An 18116-nucleotide genomic window follows, 5' to 3' on the forward strand; every position below is an offset into this window, starting at 1 on the left:
GCCTCCACCTTGCGGAGTATGCGCGGCGGGTGCGGATCGGCCCTCCGGTTGACCCCTGCACCTATTCCGCTTCCCTACGCTGGGTTACGTGCAGCGCCTCTACGATTTCCTCCGCAGACACCCGACCGGGGTCGACTGTTTCTGGGCCCTCGTCGTGCTCGGGATTTCCGTGGTGTCCGTGGCCTCCCCGCAGCCGCGGGGCTCCGGGACGGACTCCACGGCGTTGATCCTCACCTTCACGGTGCTGCTCTGCGTCGTGATCGCGCTGCGTCAGCGGATGGCGGAGAAGATGCTGCTGCTGGCCGTCGGGCTCGGCGTGGGGCAGCTGGCGCTGGACGTCTCGACGTTGCCGGCCGACTTCGCCTTCCTCGTGGTCGTCTACACCGTGGCCGCGACCGGCGCCCGCTGGGCGTCCCGTACCGCGCTGGCCGTGGGCCTGTGCGCGGCGCCCCTCGCCCAGCTGCGCTGGTCCGACGATGAACTGGGCATAGGCGCCAACATCGCCATAACGGTCTTCCAAGGGGTGCCCTTCGCCCTCGCCTGGGTGCTGGGCGACTCCATCCGCACCCGCCGCGCCTACTTCGCGCAGCTGGAGGAGCGGGCCGCCCGGCTGGAGAGGGAGCGCGAGGCGCAGGCCAAGGTCGCGGTCGCGGCCGAGCGCGCCCGGATCGCACGCGAGCTGCACGACGTCGTCGCGCACAACGTCTCCGTGATGGTGGTGCAGGCCGACGGCGCCGCCTACGTCCTGGACGCGGCCCCCGACCAGGCCAAGAAGGCCCTGGAGACCATCTCCTCCACCGGCCGCCAGGCGCTCGCGGAGATGCGCCGCCTGCTCGGCGTGCTGCGCACCGGCGAGCACCAGGAGGCCGGCGAGTACGTCCCCCAGCCCGACGTCCGGCAGATCGAGGACCTCGTCGAGGAATGCCGCGGCTCCGGCCTGCCTGTCGACTTCAAGGTCGAGGGCACTCCGCGGCAGCTGCCCAGCGGCGTCGAGCTCACCGCGTACCGCATCGTGCAGGAGGCGCTGACCAACACGCGCAAGCACGGCGGCCCCAACGCGGGCGCGAGCGTGCGCCTGGTCTACTTCGACGACGGGCTCGGGCTGCTCGTCGAGGACGACGGCAAGGGCGCCCCGCACGAGCTGTACGAGGAGGGCGGCTACGACGGCCAGGGCCACGGCCTGATCGGCATGCGCGAGCGGGTCGGCATGGTCGGCGGCACCCTGGACGCGGGTCCGCGGCAGGGCGGAGGATTCCGCATCAGTGTGCTGCTGCCGCTGAAACCCGCACACTGAGAATTCCGCCCGTACGCATGTACCGCGTTGACACCTGTAAGGAAGAGGCCCCGATGGCGATCCGCGTAATGCTCGTCGACGACCAGGTGCTGCTGCGCACCGGATTCCGGATGGTGCTGGCGGCCCAGCCGGACATGGAGGTCGTCGCGGAGGCGGGCGACGGCGTCGAGGCCCTCCAGGTGCTGCGCTCCACCGCCGTGGACGTCGTCCTGATGGACGTCCGCATGCCCAAGCTCGACGGCGTCGAGACCACCAGCCGGATCTGCGTCGACCCGAACGCGCCGAAGGTGCTGATCCTGACCACCTTCGACCTCGATGAGTACGCCTTCTCGGGGCTGAAGGCGGGCGCCTCCGGCTTCATGCTCAAGGACGTGCCGCCCGGCGAGCTGCTCGCCGCCATCCGCTCCGTGCACAGCGGCGACGCGGTGGTCGCCCCCTCGACCACCCGCCGGCTCCTGGACCGGTTCGCGCCGATGCTGCCGGCCACCGGTCAGGAGCCCCGGCACAAGGAGCTCCAGCGGCTCACCGAGCGCGAGCGCGAGGTGATGGTGCTGGTCGCGCAGGGCCTGTCCAACGGGGAGATCGCGGCCCGGCTCGTGCTGTCCGAGGCGACCGTGAAGACACACGTGGGCCGCATCCTGACCAAGCTCGGCCTGCGCGACCGGGTGCAGGTGGTGGTCCTGGCCTACGAGACCGGGCTGGTGCGGGCCGGCGGCGGACCGGGCTGACAGGTCGGGCAGGGGCCCGCGAGTGCCGCGACGAGTCCGGCAGCGGGTGCCGCAGCGGGTCCCGCGTCGGTAGGGTCACCCGCATGCTCCTGTGGATCAACGGCCCCTTCGGGGGCGGCAAGACACAGACCGCACACGAGATACGGCGCCGGCTCCCGGGCAGCGTCGTCTGCGACCCCGAGCACGTCGGCTTCGGCCTGCGCCGCATGCTGCCGTCCGGGCTGCGGGCGGACTTCCGGGACCTGGCGGCCTGGCGGCAGGGCGTCGTGGAGGTCCTCGACCTCGCTCTGGCCGAGCACGACGGTGTGGTGATCGCGCCCATGACGGTCACCGATCCCGGTCACTTCGCCGAGACCGTCGGACGACTGCGCGACCTGGGCCACGACGTCCGCCACTTCACCCTCCTCGCCGAACGCGAGACCGTCCTGCGGCGGCTGCACGTGCGCGGCTTCGGGCCCGTCCTGCGGTACGTCGCCGGGAAGGACGCCGGACTGCGCCGCGAGAGCTGGGCGGTGGAGCAGCTCGACCACTGTCTGGAGCGGCTCGGCGAACCGGAGTTCGCCGAGCACCTGTGGACGGACCACGCGACGGTCCCGAAGACCGCGGACCGGATCGCCGTGCTCGCTGGACTCACCCTCGGGCCCAACAACGAGGGCACGCTGCGGACACGGCTGCGGCAGGCGGGCGTGGGACTGCGTCACATCAGGTTCGACTGAGGTCGCTCCCACGGTGGTTGAGCGACCGGGCGGCGTTGGTCCGACGATCGGCCGGCGGGCGGCCCACGGTTGTCCAGCGGCCGGTGACCGGGTGGTTGGTCCGCGGCCGGTTCACGGCCGGTTCAGCGCAGTATCCCCTCCAGGAAGTCGCTGCCCAGCCGGGCCACCACCGTCACGTCCAGCTGGTGCAGTACGTACCGCCCGCGCCGGCGGGTGGTGATCAGGCCCGCCTTCTTCAGCACCCCGAGGTGCCGGGATATCTCCGGGGCCGTCATGCCGTGCGTCTGCGCCAGCTCGCTCGTGGTGTACGCGCTGCGGGCCAGATGGCGGCAGATCCGCATCCGGACCGGGTGGGACAGAGCGGTCATCCGCAGCGTGAGCTGCTCGACCGACGGCGGCGAGGCCAGCTCGGGGGAGGCGACGGGATAGTGCAGCACCGGCTGCCAGTCGTGCCGGTGCAGGACCATCAGGTGCGGCCAGCCCAGGCTCGTCGGGACGAGCAGGAGCCCGCCGTTCGCCGTCGCCGAACGGCCGTCTCCCAGCTTGTCGACCGTGATCCGCGCGGCGCGCTCGTCCAGCGCCACCGCCGGGGACACGGCGGCCAGCGCCTCGGCGAGTCCCTTGCGGTGCAGCAGGTCCGTCTTGTGGCGGGCGTCCGCCGCGAGCTGGTGGCGCAGCCGCGACCAGGTCTCCGCGAAGAACGCCTCGTCGCAGTCCTGCGCGAACTGCCGCAGCCAGCTCCGGACCCACGGCGGATCGGCCAGCAGCCGTTCGCTGAAGCGCAGCTGCTGCGGTCCCCGCGCGGCGGCCACGTCCAGCGCGCGCCGGCGCACCTCGGCGTCCACGAGCGCGGAGGACCCACCGGAGCTGTAGGGCGGGGCGCAGGTGAACTCCAGCGCCGCGTCCACGAACTGCTCGTCGGACAGCTTGTCGAGCAGGTCCAGGTCCTCGGCGAGGGTGGCTCCGGGCAGCGTGCTGCGTCCCGGCACACCGGCGAACGGCATGAACAGGTCCGAGAACGTCGACCGCCACAGGAAGTCGGCCTCGCACATCCGGTCGGCCAGGTGAGAGTCGAGCCGGGCGGTCACACCCGTCGCCCAGCCCTGCAGACCCGGGTGGTGCCCCGGCTCGGACAGGGCGTGCAGCGCCATGCCCAGCTCGGCCAGGGGCGAGGGCACGACGGCGACCCTCTCCGGCCGCAGCCCCGCGATGTCGATACGCACGCTCATGCCCTCATGGTGCACCCCGCCACCGACACCGCCGCCGCCGATTGACGCCCGCCGTCAATCGGCGCGACGGGAGGGCCGTACCGCAGCAACCTGGAGGCACAGGGGCAGCCGCGGAGCCCGATGCCCACTCCCACTTTTCCTCGAGAAGGCGACCCGTCATGAGCATCACCGAGCAGTACCTCCTCGACGCCTACCGCGCCCGGCGGCTCGGCGAGCCCGCGCCACCCGCGCCAGGCACCCACGACTGGCAGGTCGTGCGCGAGTGGCGCGACCGCCGCCAGTTCCGTGCCGTCCTCGCCGGCCGCCCGGCGCACGGCCGGGTACGGCGGGCCCTGCGCCGGTGGCGGTCCGCGCGGCCGCGTGTCCTCGGCTGACCCGGGCGGCCGGCGAGCGGCGGGTCAGCGTTCCAGCCTGGCCGCGAAGTCGGCGACCGCCGCCCGCACGTCGTCCGCCGTCCACTCAAGGCCCTCCTCCTCGACCCTGACCTCGGTCATCGCGAGCCCGGGGCCCGGTGTGTCCCATCCCCAGGAGAAGAGCATGGTCCCCGTCTCCTCGCCCTGCCGGACCGCGGCCTCGCCGACGACATCGGCGTCGTAGGGCAGCCAGACCTGGAACTCGTGGGTGTGCGGCGTCTCGGGGTGCACCCGCGCCCACGGCAGTCCCGCTGCCGCGAAGCCCTCCCGCAGCGCGGCGGCCACCACGCGCGCGTGGGTCACGTACTCCGGCAGCCTGGGCAGTTCGCGCTCCAGGCCGGCCAGTGCCGACAGCACCGTCGGGAACTGCTGGAACACCGCGCCGCCGTACCGGTGCCGCCAGGCCTTCGCCTCCTCGACCAGTGTCCGGGGGCCTGCCAGGGCGGCGCCTCCGTAGCCCTTGAGGGACTTGTAGAACGAGACGTACACGCTGTCCGCGAGGCCCGCGATCTCGGCCAGGGGGCGGCCGAAGCGGACGGTGGTCTCCCACAGGCGGGCGCCGTCGAAGTGGACCACCGCGTCCCGCTCCCGCGCGGCCTCGACGACCTCGGTGAGCTCCTCCCAGGTGGGCAGTACGAAACCGGCCTCCCTGAGCGGCAGCTCCAGCATCAGTGCCCCGAACGGCTCCTCGAAGTCGCGCACCTCGTCGGCGGTCGGCAGCCGGGGCGCGCTGGTCACCTGCACCGGGCGCAAGCCGCTGACCAGGCTGAAGGCGTTGCGCTCGTGCTTCTCGGGATGGCTGAGGCCGTGCAGGGCGACGACCGGGCTGCCGGTGCGGCCCGCCCAGCAGCGCAACGCCACCTGCTGGGCCATGGTGCCGGTGGGGAAGAAGGCCGCGGCCTCGGTGCCGAGGAGGGCGGCGGTCTTCTCCTCCAGGGCCTCCACGACGCCGTTGCCGTACAGGTCGGTCGGCTCGTCGAGGTCGTACAGCTCGGCGGCCGAGTCCAGCAGGGCGAGCCGCTCGCGCAGGGACGTGCTGAACCCCGGACCGGCGAGCACGCGCCGGGCGTCGCGGTGGGCGGCCACGCGCCGGTCCCGGAGCCGCCGTCCCCGCTCCTTTGCCGAAGCCTCCGCCGACGGCTCGTCCGCCGGCTCCGTCCCGGCCGCCTCCCCGGCCCGCCGCTCGTCCTGCTCCGCCCGCTCGTCCTGCTCCGCCCGCCCGTCCTGTTCGGCCACGCTGTCCTGTTCCGCCTGCTCCGACTGTCCCGCCGTATCGCTCATGCCGGGATCATGTCGCGCGGACGCCGCAGCGGTCACCCGGTTTCCCGCACGTCGCGCCGGGCGTCCCCACACGCGCGTGGGGTGTGCCCCGCCGCCGCGCGGAAACCCACAGCCTGTGGACGACCGGACGTGCCCCGAACCAATCGCGTTAACATGACGAGAAATCGTCCGGTACCCCGAGCGGACTGGAACGGGAAGGCCGCCGTCGCGTGAACACAACCCCACAGCCAGACCCCAAGGACCGCCCCGCGCGGCTCACCGTAGGCGTCGTCGGCGCCGGACGCGTGGGCCCCGCCCTGGCCGCGTCCCTCCAGCTCGCCGGGCACCGCCCGGTGGCCGTCTCCGGGGTCTCCGACGCCTCCAGACGGCGTGCCGCCGCGCTGCTCCCGGACGTGCCGCTCATGTCGCCCGCCGAGGTCCTCCAGCGCGCCGAACTGGTCCTGCTGACGGTCCCCGACGACGCCCTGCCCGGTCTGGTGGCCGGGCTCGCCGAGACCGGGTCGGTGCGGCCGGGCCAGCTGCTCGTGCACACCTCCGGGCGGTACGGCGCGCGGGTCCTGGACCCGGCGCTGCGGGCCGGCGCCCTGCCGCTGGCCCTGCACCCGGCGATGACCTTCACCGGCACCGCCGTGGACGTCCAGCGCCTGGCCGGCTGCTCCTTCGGCATCACCGCGCCCGAGGAGCTGAGGCTGGCCGCCGAGGCCCTGGTCATCGAGATGGGCGGCGAGCCCGAGTGGATCGCCGAGGACAAGCGTCCGCTGTACCACGCCGCGCTCGCCCTCGGCGCCAACCACCTGGTCACCCTGGTCGCGCAGTCCATGGAGCTGCTGCGCACGGCGGGCGTCGAGGCCCCCGACCGCATGCTCGGCCCGCTGCTGGGCGCCTCCCTCGACAACGCCCTGCGCTCCGGCGACGCGGCCCTCACCGGGCCCGTCGCGCGCGGGGACGCGGGCACGGTCGCCGCGCACATCGTGGAGCTGCGCGCACACGCACCGCAGGCCGTCGCCGGCTATCTGGCGATGGCACGGGCGACCGCCGACCGGGCGCTGGACCACGGCCTGCTGAAGGCCGAACTCGCCGAGGACCTGCTCGGGGTACTCGCCGACGAGGCCGGCGGGACGGGCGTCACGGGCACGGGCACCACGGGCGCGGGCCCCGGCACAACGGACCCGGGCACCACCGGCACTGACAGCACCGACGCACCCGACGACACCGACGGCACCGACGCACCCGACGACACCGACGGCACCGACGGCACCGACGGCCCCGAGGGAGACGCCCGATGACCCCCACCCCGCCCGTCCTGCTGCGCACCGCCGACGAGCTGCACGCGCGCGCGCGGAACGGCCGCCGGGCCGTCGTGATGACCATGGGCGCCCTGCACGAGGGCCACGCCACCCTGATCCGCACGGCCCGCGACCTCGTGGGCACCGACGGCGAGGTCGTCGTCACCGTCTTCGTCAACCCGCTGCAGTTCGGTGCCGGCGAGGACCTCGACCGCTACCCGCGCACCCTGGACGCCGACCTGGAGATCGCCGGGCAGGCGGGCGCGGACGCGGTCTTCGCCCCCGCCGTCGACGAGGTCTACCCGGGCGGCGAACCCCAGGTGCGCGTCACGGCGGGCCCCATGGGCGAACGCCTGGAGGGCGCCTCTCGCCCCGGCCACTTCGACGGCATGCTCACCGTCGTCGCCAAGCTGCTCCACCTCACCCGCCCGGACCTGGCCCTCTACGGCCAGAAGGACGCCCAGCAGCTCGCCCTGATCCGCCGCATGGTCCGCGACCTGAACTTCGGCATGGAGATCGTCGGCGTCCCCACCGTGCGCGAGGAGGACGGCCTGGCCCTGTCCAGCCGCAACCGCTACCTCTCGGTCCGGGAACGCCGCACCGCCCTCGCGCTCTCCCAGGCGCTCTTCGCCGGCCTGGACCGGCACGCCGCCCAGGAGGCGCTGCGCGCGCGGGCCCGCGAAGAGCCCGCCACACAGGCACGCGCCGAGGCGCTCAGCGCCCTGGGCGAGTCCCGCGCTGCGGCCGACGCCCACGCCGTCGCCACGTCCGCCCCGGGCAGCGCCACGGCCGTCCGGGCCGCCGCCCGCCTCGTACTGGACGACGCGGCCCGCGCCGCCCCGCCGCTGGAGCTGGACTACCTCGCCCTGGTCGACCCGTCCGACTTCACCGAGATCGGCGACGACCACACCGGCGAGGCCGTCCTCGCCGTCGCCGCCCGGGTCGGCGCGACCCGGCTGATCGACAACGTCCCGCTCACCTTCGGAACCTTCGGAGCCGCCTCGTGACCAGCACAGGCATACGACTGCACGCCCCCGAGCCCGGCTGGTCCATCGCCGCGGACGTGGTCGTCGTCGGCTCCGGCGTCGCCGGCCTCACCGCCGCCCTGCGCTGCGAGGCGGCCGGCCTGCGGACGGTCGTCGTCACCAAGGCCCGCCTCGACGACGGCTCCACCCGCTGGGCGCAGGGCGGCATCGCCGCGGCCCTGGGCGAGGGCGACACCCCCGAGGAGCACCTGGACGACACCCTGGTCGCCGGCGCGGGTCTGTGCGACGAGGAAGCGGTCCGCCTCCTGGTCACCGAGGGCCCCGACGCCGTACGCCGCCTCATCGCCACCGGCGCGCACTTCGACGAGTCCGCCGAGGGCGGCCTGGCCCTCACCCGCGAGGGCGGCCACCACCGCCGACGCATCGCGCACGCCGGCGGCGACGCCACGGGCGCGGAGATCTCCCGGGCCCTGGTGGAGGCGGTCAACGAGGCAATGCCGTCAGGCACCCACGCGCGTGGGATCCGCACGATCGAGAACGCCCTCGTCCTGGACCTCCTCACGGACGCGGACGGCCGCACCGCCGGCGTCACCCTGCACGTCATGGGCGAAGGACAGCACGACGGCGTAGGAGCGGTCCACGCCCCCGCCGTCGTCCTCGCCACCGGCGGCATGGGCCAGGTCTTCTCGGCCACGACGAACCCCTCCGTCTCCACGGGCGACGGCGTCGCGCTCGCCCTCCGCGCGGGCGCCGAGGTGAGCGACCTCGAGTTCGTCCAGTTCCACCCGACGGTCCTCTTCCTCGGCCCGGACGCCGAGGGCCAGCAGCCCCTGGTCTCCGAGGCGGTACGCGGCGAGGGCGCACACCTGGTGGACGCGGACGGCGTGCGCTTCATGGTGGGACAGCACGAGCTGGCCGAGCTGGCCCCCCGCGACATCGTCGCCAAGGGCATCATGCGCCGCATGCGGGAGCGGGACGCCGAGCACATGTACCTCGACGCCCGGCACTTCGGCGCCGACATGTGGGAGCACCGCTTCCCGACGATCCTCGCCGCCTGCCGGGCGCACGGCATGGACCCCGTCACCCAGCCGATCCCGGTCGCCCCGGCCGCCCACTACGCCTCGGGCGGCGTCCGCACCGACGCCCGCGGCCGTACGACGGTCCCCGGCCTGTACGCGTGCGGCGAGGTCGCGTGCACGGGCGTGCACGGTGCCAACCGACTGGCCTCCAACTCCCTCCTGGAGGGCCTGGTCTACGCCGAGCGCATCGCCGCCGACATCGCGGCGAGGCATGCGGACGGCACCCTCCACGCGCGCGTGCCGGCACCCGTGCCGCACCCCGAGCACCCGGCGCACCCCCTCCTCCCGCCCGAGGCCCGCCTCACCATCCAGCGGATCATGACCCAGGGCGCCGGCGTCCTGCGCTCGGCCGATTCCCTCACCCGGGCCGCCGGCCGCCTGCACCACCTCCACACCGAGGCCCGCGAAGCCCTGCACGAGAACGGCAAGACGTCCGAGCCGGGCGTCGACACCTGGGAGGCCACCAACCTCCTCTGCGTGGCCCGCGTCCTGGTGGCCGCGGCGGCGCAGCGCGAGGAGACCCGCGGCTGCCACTGGCGCGAGGACCACGCGGACCGCGACGACCGGGCGTGGCGCCGCCACATCGTCGTACGCCTGAATCCGGACCGGTCCCTCGCCGTGCACACCACGGACACGCCAGAATTCCCCCCGACCACCCACAGCCCCCAGCCGGCGCAGCGTCCCCAGGAGCAGTGACAGCAGTGAACACCCCCGACCTTCCCCTCGCCTCCACCGGAGGCTGCGGCGACGGCTGCGCCTGCGGCGCGGACACCGACGAAGACGCCTTCATGGAGTGCGGCCTCGACCCCGCACTCGCGGCACTGATGCTGGACTCCGGACTCGACCCCGTGGAGGTCGAGGACCTCGCGAACCTCGCCATCCAGGAGGACCTGGCGGGCGGCGTGGACGTGACGACGGTCGCGACCATTCCCGAGGAGGCCGTGGCCACCGCCGACTTCACCGCGCGTGAGGCGGGCGTGGTGGCGGGCCTCAGGGTCGCCGAGGCGGTGATGTCGGTCGTCTGCACGGACGAGTTCGAGGTGGAACGCCATGTCGAGGACGGCGACCGTGTCGAAGCCGGCCAGAAGCTCCTCTCCGTCACCACCCGCACCCGCGACATCCTCACCGCCGAACGCAGCGCGCTGAACCTCCTGTGCCGCCTGTCGGGCATCGCGACGGCCACGCGCGCGTGGGCGGACGTCCTGGACGGCACGAAGGCCAGGGTCCGCGACACCCGCAAGACCACCCCGGGCCTGCGCTCCCTCGAGAAGTTCGCGGTCCGCTGCGGCGGCGGCGTCAACCACCGCATGTCCCTCTCGGACGCGGCCCTGGTCAAGGACAACCACGTGGTGGCCGCGGGCGGCGTGGCAGCGGCCTTCCAGGCGGTGCGCGAGCACTTCCCCGACGTCCCCATCGAGGTCGAGGTCGACACCCTGCACCAGCTCCGCGAGGTCGTGGACGCGGGCGCGGACCTGATCCTCCTGGACAACTTCACGCCGGACGAGTGCGAGGAGGCGGTCGCCCTGGTCGCCGGCCGCGCCACCCTGGAGGCGTCCGGCCGCCTCACCCTGGACAACGCCAAGGCGTACGCCGCGACGGGCGTCGACTACCTGGCCGTGGGAGCCCTCACCCACAGCTCCCCCATCCTGGACATCGGCCTGGACCTTCGAGCGGCGGAGTAGAGCCCATGCTGCTGACGATCGACGTAGGCAACACACACACCGTCCTCGGCCTCTTCGACGGCGAGGACATCGTCGAGCACTGGCGCATCTCCACGGACTCGCGCCGCACGGCCGACGAGCTGGCGGTCCTCCTCCAGGGCCTGATGGGCATGCACCCCCTCCTCGGCGACGAGCTGGGCGACGGCATCGACGGCATCGCCATCTGCGCGACGGTCCCCTCGGTCCTGCACGAACTGCGCGAGGTCACCCGCCGCTACTACGGCGACGTACCCGCCGTCCTCGTCGAACCGGGCGTGAAGACGGGCGTCCCGATCCTCACCGACCACCCCAAGGAGGTCGGCGCCGACCGCATCATCAACGCGGTCGCCGCGGTGGAGCTCTACGGCGGCCCGGCGATCGTCGTGGACTTCGGCACGGCGACGACGTTCGACGCGGTCAGCGCGCGCGGGGAGTACATCGGCGGGGTCATCGCCCCCGGCATCGAGATCTCCGTCGACGCGCTCGGCGTCAAGGGCGCCCAGCTCCGCAAGATCGAGGTGGCCCGGCCGCGCAGCGTGATCGGCAAGAACACGGTCGAGGCGATGCAGTCCGGGATCATCTACGGTTTCGCCGGCCAGGTCGACGGGGTCGTCAACCGCATGGCCCGCGAGCTGGCCGACGACCCGGACGACGTCACGGTCATCGCGACGGGCGGGCTCGCGCCGATGGTGCTGGGGGAGTCCTCGGTCATCGACGAGCACGAGCCGTGGCTGACGCTGATGGGGCTCCGGCTGGTGTACGAGCGGAACGTGTCCCGCATGTAGCCGCCGGCGCGCGCGGGGCACCGGCGTGGGGTGCGGGCGCGGAGTGCGGCCGCCCGCAGCGGTCGGCGCGTCGGCACCCCGCCGGCCCGCTGCCCCCGCCGGCCCGCTGTCCCCCGCCGGCCCGCTGCCCCCCGCCGGCCCGCTGCGTCGCCGCTCACCACCCCCGCGGGCACCCGCATCCGAGTGGACCCCCACGCCACACCCGCACCTTATGCCGGGTTTGTCTGATTAGCGCGTATCGTCGCCGCATGCCCACGCCCTACGGATCCCGCGGCGGTATGGCGTTCGGTGCCCAGGAGCTGCGTGTGCTCCGGCGCGCCCTCGCCCTCGCCCTGAACCCCAGCCCCCTCTCGACGGAGGAGGCCCGGGACTGCCTCCGCCTCGCAGAGTCGCTCGACGAGGCGATGCGGGAGAGCGCCCGGCTGCGCGCCTTCCTGGTGGCCGACCTCGCCCGGTACCGCGCCGCGCTCCCCGGCACCGCCGCCGGCTACCTCGCGCTCCTGGACGAGGCGCTGGGCGCCGGACACCGCCCGGACACGGACGACATCGCCGCCCTCGGAGCCCTGCGCGGCAACCCCGCGGCGGCCGCCCTCCTCGCCCGCTGCAGGCCCACGGATGCCGCGGCAGTCGCAGCAGCCCCGGCAGCCCCGGCAGCCACAGCAGGCACGACGGCCGCGGCGGTCACCATCACCCTCCCCGCCGCGCGCACCCGCCTCCACGCCCTCCCCGGTGGCCGGCCGGCCGACGGGAAACCCGCCGGCCGGCAGGCCGACGGGAAACCCGCGCAGAAGCCCGTCCGGAAACCGGCCCCCCAGCCCACCCCAACCGCCCCCAAGCGCCCCGTCCCCACCCCGGGCGAGGTCTTCCCCCGCCGCAGGCCGGCCCCGCCCGCCCCCGGCTCCCGGCACCACCTCGTCGCCGGCTGACGCGGGCTGGCTACCCTGGATCCATGGACTACGTCTCCGCGCTCCTGCCCCCGGCCGTCATGGCCGTGTTCTTCATCGGCGTGATCAGGGTGATCGTGAAGACCCAGGGCGGCGCCAACAAGGCCAAGGAGGACGCGGCCGTCGACGCCGCCCTCGCCCGAGCGGAGGGTGCCCGCCAGGCGCCCGCGCACCCCGAGGCCTGACCGGGCCGCCCCCGGGCCGGCACCTCGCCGCGTACGACTCCCCGCACCCACCACGAGGAGTCGTACGCCCCTTTTTGCGCCCGTTTGGCCATGAAAGCGCACGTCCGGCACGCGATCGCCGGAATCTCCCACTATCGTTCGGAGCGTGCCTCGCCCATTGGGAGAACTCGAAGACGCGGTCATGACGAGGGTGTGGAAGTGGAACCGCCCCGTGACCGTTCGAGAAGTCCTGGAAGATCTCCAACAGGAACGGTCCATCGCGTACACCACCGTGATGACCGTTCTGGACAATCTCCATCAGAAGGGCTGGGTGCGCCGCGAGGCGGAAGGCCGGGCCTATCGATATGAGGCGGTCTCCACCCGCGCCGCGTACGCCGCCGCGCTGATGAACGACGCATGGTCGCAGAGTGACAACCCCACCGCCGCTCTCATCGCCTTCTTCGGCATGATGAGCGAGGAACAGCGCGAGGCGCTCAGAGACGCCATCCGCATCGTGCAGGGACCGGAAACCCCCGCGCCGGGCCCCGGCTCGGCCCCGGACGCCGGTGGGCGATAGCGTCCCCACATGTCAAAAGCCATCACCGTCCGACGGGCCCGCACCAGCGATGTCCCGGACGTGCGCCGGCTCCTCGACGCGTACGTCCGTGACCGGATCCTGCTCGACAAAGCGATGGTGACGCTTTACGAGAGCATCCAGGAGTTCTGGATCGCGGAACGGGACGACAACGCCGAGGTGGTCGGCTGCGGCGCCCTGCACGTGATGTGGGAAGACCTCGCGGAAGTACGGACTCTCGCGGTGAAGCCCGGCCTGAAGGGCGTCGGCGTCGGACACCAGTTGCTGGAGAAGTTGCTGGATACCGCGCGCTGGCTCGGTGTTCGCCGTGTTTTCTGCCTGACCTTCGAAGTGGACTTCTTCGTCAAGCACGGCTTCGTGGAGATCGGGGAGACGCCCGTCGACACCGATGTCTACGCGGAGCTGCTGCGTTCCTATGACGAGGGCGTAGCGGAGTTCCTGGGTCTCGAACGAGTGAAACCGAACACCTTGGGCAACAGCCGGATGCTTCTGCATCTGTGATCGCCGGTCATCGGCAGGCATCGGCCGGCATCCGCGGCTCTTCGCAGTCCCTTCGCTGTCCTTCGTAGCCCCTTCGCCGTCCGGCGCGGTCCTTCGCCAGGTTTATTCGACCGACGGACCGTTCGCGGGTTCCCTATGTCCGAAACGCGTATCTTTTCGGCCCTGGGGCGGGCTACCGGTCTCCGCCGGGGGTTTGTGTTTTTCCGGCAAAAGCGGTTTGCTTTCCGACGTACTGCAGTACTGCATATAACAAGGGGCGGCGATACGGCGGATGCCGGCGGACCTCCGGCCCTCAAGTTATCGATGAAAGGAAATCCGGTGGCACAGAAGGTTCAGGTCCTTCTTGTCGACGACCTCGACGGTGGCGAGGCAGACGAGACCGTGACGTTCGCGCTGGACGGCAAGACGTACGAGATCGATCTCACCACCGCCAATGCCGACAAGCTCCGCGGTCTTCTCGACCCTTACCTGAAGGGCGGCCGTCGTACCGGGGGCCGTGCTTCGGGCGGCCGCGGCAAGGCGCGCGCTTCTTCCGGTGGCAGCCAGGACACCGCTGCGATCCGCGCCTGGGCGAAGGAGAACGGCTGGGACGTCAACGACCGCGGCCGTGTTCCCGCGAAGGTTCGCGAGGCGTACGAGCAGGCCAACGGCTGACCACCGCACCCGAACCGCGCCCCAGGTTCCGCCCCGAACGACCTCAGTGCGTCGCCCGGGAGGGCGGGGAGAGCCGGATCCGGTGGCACTGAGTCGCCAGTGTGTGGACCAGCCGTGCGAGATCGGGGGCGGTTCCAGCGCCCCCCATGGCCGACAGGGTCGGCAGCGAGGCATCGCCCCCGCATCCCGGCTCCGGGGGTCGCAGCCAGACGGCGGCCCCCCGCAGGCCGTCACGGCCCGGGGGGCGCGGCGGCAGCCCGGTCGAGCCGGGCCCGGGAGCCATGGGCGCCTCCATGAGGCCGCCCGCGCCGACCGCCGTCAGGTCGAGCGGCAGCGATCCCCACTCCAGCCACTCCAGCAGCCCGGGCATTTCCTCCGCGCTTCCCGCCGCCACGAGCAGTGACATCCGCCCGCCCCGGACGGCCACCGGAAACCCGGGTCGCCGCAGGCCCGGGCCGGAGCGCCCGAGCCGCTCCAGCGCCGCGTGGCCGGCCTCGGCCGGGACGTCCAGGACATCGAAGCGGACACCCACGCGGAGCCGCACCGGCGCCCCGGGCACCGTCGGCCAGCCGAGCACGTTCTCGTACCACCACCGCGCCCGCTCCCAGGAGCACGAGTAGGAACACGAGTACGGGCACGAGTGCGAGCACGGGCACGAGCCGCCCGCTTCGAGCGGGCGGCGGGGGAGCGGAACCGTGGCGGCCGCGGGGGCCGTGGGGGCCGCGGAACCCAAAGGGACCGAGGGCGGGGCGCCAGCCATGCCAAGTGAAACATCCGGAAGAGCGCCCGGGTTACGCTCGGTGTCGAAGGGAATACGGAGAGTGTCGGGTTCGGGGGCGTGCGGGGGTGTGGGGGAGCGCAAGGTTGTTCGCCCGTAGCGGAGGGAACCGATGCGCGCGGCATGGAGTGCCAGTCCGTGCGGGTAAGACATCCCTAGTGGGAGGGGGCGACACGCAGATCGGGGCGCCTCGCGTTCGCCATCGGCGTACTGGTGAGTGGGGTAAGTGCTTGGCCTGCGGGAACATCGTCTCGCACCATCGGGTTGTGGCAGATGTCGGCGTCAGGGGTCAGGAGGCCATCGACGGTGTCGGCAGTTGGAATGAGCGGTCCCCGCTTGCGGGACTAAGCTGCGGAAGGACAGGGAGGGGAAGTTCCCCTTACTGCCTGACCGCTCTGAGGAGCGATTAACGATGTTCGAGAGGTTCACCGACCGCGCGCGGCGGGTTGTCGTCCTGGCTCAGGAAGAAGCCCGGATGCTCAACCACAACTACATCGGCACCGAGCACATCCTCCTGGGCCTGATCCACGAGGGTGAGGGTGTCGCCGCCAAGGCCCTTGAGAGCCTCGGGATTTCGCTCGAGGCGGTCCGCCAGCAGGTGGAGGAGATCATCGGACAGGGCCAGCAGGCCCCGTCGGGTCACATCCCCTTCACCCCCCGTGCCAAGAAGGTCCTGGAGCTGTCGCTCCGAGAGGCCCTCCAGCTGGGTCACAACTACATCGGCACGGAGCACATCCTGCTCGGCCTGATCCGTGAGGGCGAGGGCGTCGCCGCCCAGGTCCTGGTCAAGCTGGGTGCCGACCTCAACCGGGTGCGGCAGCAGGTCATCCAGCTGCTCTCCGGCTACCAGGGCAAGGAGACCGCCACCGCCGGCGGTCCTGCCGAGGGCACGCCCTCCACGTCCCTGGTCCTCGACCAGTTCGGCCGGAACCTCACCCAGGCCGCTCGTGAGTCCAAGCTCGACCCGGTCATCGGGCGCGAGAAGGAGATCGAGCGGGTCATGCAGGTGCTGTCCCGCCGTACCAAGAACAACCCGGTCCTGATCGGTGAGCCCGGCGTCGGCAAGACCGCCGTCGTCGAGGGCCTCGCGCAGGCCATCGTCAAGGGCGAGGTGCCCGAGACCCTCAAGGACAAGCACCTCTACACCCTGGACCTCGGCGCGCTCGTCGCCGGCTCCCGCTACCGCGGTGACTTCGAGGAGCGCCTGAAGAAGGTGCTCAAGGAGATCCGCACCCGCGGCGACATCATCCTGTTCATCGACGAGCTGCACACGCTGGTCGGTGCGGGTGCCGCCGAGGGCGCCATCGACGCCGCGAGCATCCTCAAGCCGATGCTGGCCCGTGGTGAGCTGCAGACCATCGGTGCGACCACGCTGGACGAGTACCGCAAGCACCTGGAGAAGGACGCGGCCCTCGAGCGCCGCTTCCAGCCGATCCAGGTCGCGGAGCCGTCGCTGCCGCACACGATCGAGATCCTCAAGGGTCTCCGTGACCGGTACGAGGCGCACCACCGCGTCTCCATCACGGACGAGGCCCTGGTCCAGGCGGCGACGCTCGCCGACCGTTACATCTCGGACCGCTTCCTGCCGGACAAGGCGATCGACCTGATCGACGAGGCCGGCTCGAGGATGCGCATCCGCCGGATGACCGCGCCGCCGGACCTGCGCGAGTTCGACGAGAAGATCGCCGGCGTCCGCCGCGACAAGGAGTCCGCGATCGACTCGCAGGACTTCGAGAAGGCCGCCTCCCTCCGCGACAAGGAGAAGCAGCTCCTGGCCGCCAAGGCCAAGCGGGAGAAGGAGTGGAAGGCCGGCGACATGGACGTCGTCGCCGAGGTCGACGGCGAGCTGATCGCCGAGGTCCTCGCCACGGCGACCGGCATCCCGGTCTTCAAGCTCACGGAGGAGGAGTCGTCCCGCCTGCTGCGCATGGAGGACGAGCTCCACAAGCGGGTCATCGGCCAGGTCGACGCCGTCAAGGCGCTGTCCAAGGCGATCCGCCGTACCCGTGCCGGCCTGAAGGACCCGAAGCGTCCCGGTGGCTCGTTCATCTTCGCCGGCCCGTCCGGTGTCGGTAAGACCGAGCTGTCCAAGGCGCTCGCCGAGTTCCTCTTCGGTGACGAGGACGCGCTGATCTCCCTCGACATGTCGGAGTTCAGCGAGAAGCACACGGTCTCCCGCCTCTTCGGTTCGCCCCCCGGTTACGTGGGCTACGAGGAGGGCGGTCAGCTGACGGAGAAGGTCCGCCGCAAGCCGTTCTCGGTCGTCCTCTTCGACGAGGTCGAGAAGGCGCACCCGGACATCTTCAACTCGCTGCTGCAGATCCTGGAGGACGGTCGCCTGACCGACTCCCAGGGCCGGGTCGTGGACTTCAAGAACACGGTCATCATCATGACGACCAACCTCGGTACCCGCGACATCTCCAAGGGCTTCAACCTCGGCTTCGCGGCCTCGGGTGACAAGAAGACCAACTACGAGCGCATGAAGAACAAGGTCCAGGACGAGCTCAAGCAGCACTTCCGGCCCGAGTTCCTCAACCGCGTCGACGACGTGGTCGTCTTCCCGCAGCTCAGCCAGGAGGACATCCTGCGGATCGTCGACCTGATGATCGACAAGGTCGACGAGCGCCTCAAGGACCGGGACATGGGCATCGAGCTCTCCCAGTCCGCCAAGGAGCTGCTGTCCAAGAAGGGCTACGACCCGGTGCTGGGCGCGCGTCCGCTGCGTCGCACGATCCAGCGCGAGGTCGAGGACACGCTGTCGGAGAAGATCCTCTTCGGCGAGCTGCGCCCCGGCCACATCGTGGTCGTGGACACGGAGGGCGAGGGCGACGCCAAGACCTTCACCTTCCGGGGTGAGGAGAAGTCGGCGCTCCCCGACGTCCCGCCGATCGAGCAGGCGGCCGGCGGCGCCGGGCCGAACCTGAGCAAGGAGGCGTAGCCCTCCGGGGTGAGCCTGTGAAGGGGCCGCTCCGGGACTTCGGTC

Annotated in this window: 18 protein-coding genes; 15 read left to right on the top strand and 3 right to left on the bottom strand. The window is 72.2% G+C overall.

Annotated features, from left to right (window positions below):
• The first annotated feature begins 88 nt into the window (after window positions 1-88).
• From ACH4F2_RS31105 to ACH4F2_RS31115, 3 genes are all read left to right on the top strand, one after another.
• Entirely contained in the window at window positions 89-1294 is a 1206-nt protein-coding gene (locus tag ACH4F2_RS31105) for a sensor histidine kinase (protein WP_398136085.1), read from the top strand.
• A 53-nt stretch (window positions 1295-1347) separates the two neighbouring features.
• Complete coding sequence (locus ACH4F2_RS31110) at window positions 1348-2022, top strand: response regulator (protein WP_398136086.1); 675 nt, start codon at window positions 1348-1350, stop codon at window positions 2020-2022.
• A gap of 83 nt (window positions 2023-2105) precedes the next feature.
• Window positions 2106-2738, top strand: a complete 633-nt coding sequence (locus tag ACH4F2_RS31115) for an AAA family ATPase (protein ID WP_398136087.1) — start codon at window positions 2106-2108, stop codon at window positions 2736-2738.
• A gap of 122 nt (window positions 2739-2860) precedes the next feature.
• On the opposite strand, the gene ACH4F2_RS31120 is transcribed toward ACH4F2_RS31115, so the two are convergent.
• Window positions 2861-3967, bottom strand: coding sequence for a DUF5937 family protein (locus ACH4F2_RS31120; protein WP_398136088.1), 1107 nt, complete (start codon window positions 3965-3967; stop codon window positions 2861-2863).
• Between the two features lie 158 nt (window positions 3968-4125).
• Between ACH4F2_RS31120 and ACH4F2_RS31125 the strand changes: the two genes are divergently transcribed.
• Window positions 4126-4341, top strand: a complete 216-nt coding sequence (locus ACH4F2_RS31125) for a hypothetical protein (protein ID WP_398136089.1) — start codon at window positions 4126-4128, stop codon at window positions 4339-4341.
• 24 nt (window positions 4342-4365) lie between these two features.
• Here ACH4F2_RS31125 and ACH4F2_RS31130 read toward each other — a convergent pair whose 3' ends face one another.
• Window positions 4366-5661 carry a threonine aldolase family protein gene (locus tag ACH4F2_RS31130; protein ID WP_398136090.1) on the bottom strand — a complete coding sequence of 432 codons (1296 nt, stop codon included), beginning with the start codon at window positions 5659-5661 and terminating at the stop codon, window positions 4366-4368.
• A 209-nt stretch (window positions 5662-5870) separates the two neighbouring features.
• Here ACH4F2_RS31130 and ACH4F2_RS31135 point away from each other — a divergent pair, with 209 nt between their 5' ends.
• The 10 genes from ACH4F2_RS31135 (at window position 5871) to ACH4F2_RS31180 (ending at window position 14355) form a co-directional block, all read left to right on the top strand.
• A complete protein-coding gene (locus ACH4F2_RS31135; RefSeq protein WP_398136091.1) occupies window positions 5871-6947 on the top strand; it encodes a Rossmann-like and DUF2520 domain-containing protein in 1077 nt (358 codons plus the stop codon).
• Window positions 6944-7954, top strand: a complete 1011-nt coding sequence (gene panC / locus ACH4F2_RS31140) for a pantoate--beta-alanine ligase (RefSeq protein WP_398136092.1) — start codon at window positions 6944-6946, stop codon at window positions 7952-7954. Before ACH4F2_RS31135 ends, panC begins: the two co-directional genes overlap by 4 nt.
• A complete protein-coding gene (locus ACH4F2_RS31145) occupies window positions 7951-9708 on the top strand; it encodes an L-aspartate oxidase (RefSeq protein WP_398136093.1) in 1758 nt (585 codons plus the stop codon). Before panC ends, ACH4F2_RS31145 begins: the two co-directional genes overlap by 4 nt.
• Window positions 9709-9713: 5 nt before the next feature.
• The gene (nadC, locus tag ACH4F2_RS31150) at window positions 9714-10694 is read left to right on the top strand and encodes a carboxylating nicotinate-nucleotide diphosphorylase (RefSeq protein ID WP_398136134.1); all 981 of its coding nucleotides are present in this window, start codon (window positions 9714-9716) and stop codon (window positions 10692-10694) included.
• A 5-nt stretch (window positions 10695-10699) separates the two neighbouring features.
• The gene (locus tag ACH4F2_RS31155) at window positions 10700-11497 is read left to right on the top strand and encodes a type III pantothenate kinase (protein WP_398136094.1); all 798 of its coding nucleotides are present in this window, start codon (window positions 10700-10702) and stop codon (window positions 11495-11497) included.
• 278 nt (window positions 11498-11775) lie between these two features.
• Window positions 11776-12423, top strand: coding sequence for a hypothetical protein (locus ACH4F2_RS31160; protein WP_398136135.1), 648 nt, complete (start codon window positions 11776-11778; stop codon window positions 12421-12423).
• A 23-nt stretch (window positions 12424-12446) separates the two neighbouring features.
• A complete protein-coding gene (locus ACH4F2_RS31165; RefSeq protein ID WP_279564289.1) occupies window positions 12447-12626 on the top strand; it encodes a hypothetical protein in 180 nt (59 codons plus the stop codon).
• Between the two features lie 145 nt (window positions 12627-12771).
• Window positions 12772-13182 (top strand): BlaI/MecI/CopY family transcriptional regulator, encoded by a 411-nt coding sequence (locus ACH4F2_RS31170; RefSeq protein ID WP_398136095.1) that lies wholly within the window; start codon window positions 12772-12774, stop codon window positions 13180-13182.
• 9 nt (window positions 13183-13191) lie between these two features.
• Complete coding sequence (locus ACH4F2_RS31175) at window positions 13192-13701, top strand: amino-acid N-acetyltransferase (protein ID WP_398136096.1); 510 nt, start codon at window positions 13192-13194, stop codon at window positions 13699-13701.
• A 318-nt stretch (window positions 13702-14019) separates the two neighbouring features.
• Window positions 14020-14355, top strand: coding sequence for an Lsr2 family protein (locus tag ACH4F2_RS31180; RefSeq protein ID WP_279564292.1), 336 nt, complete (start codon window positions 14020-14022; stop codon window positions 14353-14355).
• A 43-nt stretch (window positions 14356-14398) separates the two neighbouring features.
• Here ACH4F2_RS31180 and ACH4F2_RS31185 read toward each other — a convergent pair whose 3' ends face one another.
• Window positions 14399-15115: an SCO3374 family protein gene (locus tag ACH4F2_RS31185; protein WP_398136097.1), complete on the bottom strand. Its 717-nt coding sequence runs from the start codon at window positions 15113-15115 to the stop codon at window positions 14399-14401.
• 430 nt (window positions 15116-15545) lie between these two features.
• Between ACH4F2_RS31185 and ACH4F2_RS31190 the strand changes: the two genes are divergently transcribed.
• Window positions 15546-18071, top strand: a complete 2526-nt coding sequence (locus ACH4F2_RS31190) for an ATP-dependent Clp protease ATP-binding subunit (protein WP_398136098.1) — start codon at window positions 15546-15548, stop codon at window positions 18069-18071.
• The last annotated feature ends 45 nt before the right edge of the window (window positions 18072-18116 follow it).

It is taken from the genome of Streptomyces sp. NPDC017890 (assembly GCF_044328675.1).
Classification (GTDB): domain Bacteria; phylum Actinomycetota; class Actinomycetes; order Streptomycetales; family Streptomycetaceae; genus Streptomyces.

Coding starts and splice junctions, on each gene's coding strand:
- ACH4F2_RS31125 (WP_398136089.1), top strand. CDS start 4,126: ATGAGCATCACCGAGCAGTACCTCCTCGACGCCTACCGCGCCCGGCGG.
- ACH4F2_RS31185 (WP_398136097.1), bottom strand. CDS start 15,115: ATGGCTGGCGCCCCGCCCTCGGTCCCTTTGGGTTCCGCGGCCCCCACG.
- ACH4F2_RS31160 (WP_398136135.1), top strand. CDS start 11,776: ATGGCGTTCGGTGCCCAGGAGCTGCGTGTGCTCCGGCGCGCCCTCGCC.
- ACH4F2_RS31110 (WP_398136086.1), top strand. CDS start 1,348: ATGGCGATCCGCGTAATGCTCGTCGACGACCAGGTGCTGCTGCGCACC.
- ACH4F2_RS31120 (WP_398136088.1), bottom strand. CDS start 3,967: ATGAGCGTGCGTATCGACATCGCGGGGCTGCGGCCGGAGAGGGTCGCC.
- ACH4F2_RS31130 (WP_398136090.1), bottom strand. CDS start 5,661: ATGAGCGATACGGCGGGACAGTCGGAGCAGGCGGAACAGGACAGCGTG.
- ACH4F2_RS31115 (WP_398136087.1), top strand. CDS start 2,106: ATGCTCCTGTGGATCAACGGCCCCTTCGGGGGCGGCAAGACACAGACC.
- ACH4F2_RS31175 (WP_398136096.1), top strand. CDS start 13,192: ATGTCAAAAGCCATCACCGTCCGACGGGCCCGCACCAGCGATGTCCCG.
- ACH4F2_RS31190 (WP_398136098.1), top strand. CDS start 15,546: ATGTTCGAGAGGTTCACCGACCGCGCGCGGCGGGTTGTCGTCCTGGCT.
- ACH4F2_RS31165 (WP_279564289.1), top strand. CDS start 12,447: ATGGACTACGTCTCCGCGCTCCTGCCCCCGGCCGTCATGGCCGTGTTC.
- panC (WP_398136092.1), top strand. CDS start 6,944: ATGACCCCCACCCCGCCCGTCCTGCTGCGCACCGCCGACGAGCTGCAC.
- ACH4F2_RS31155 (WP_398136094.1), top strand. CDS start 10,700: ATGCTGCTGACGATCGACGTAGGCAACACACACACCGTCCTCGGCCTC.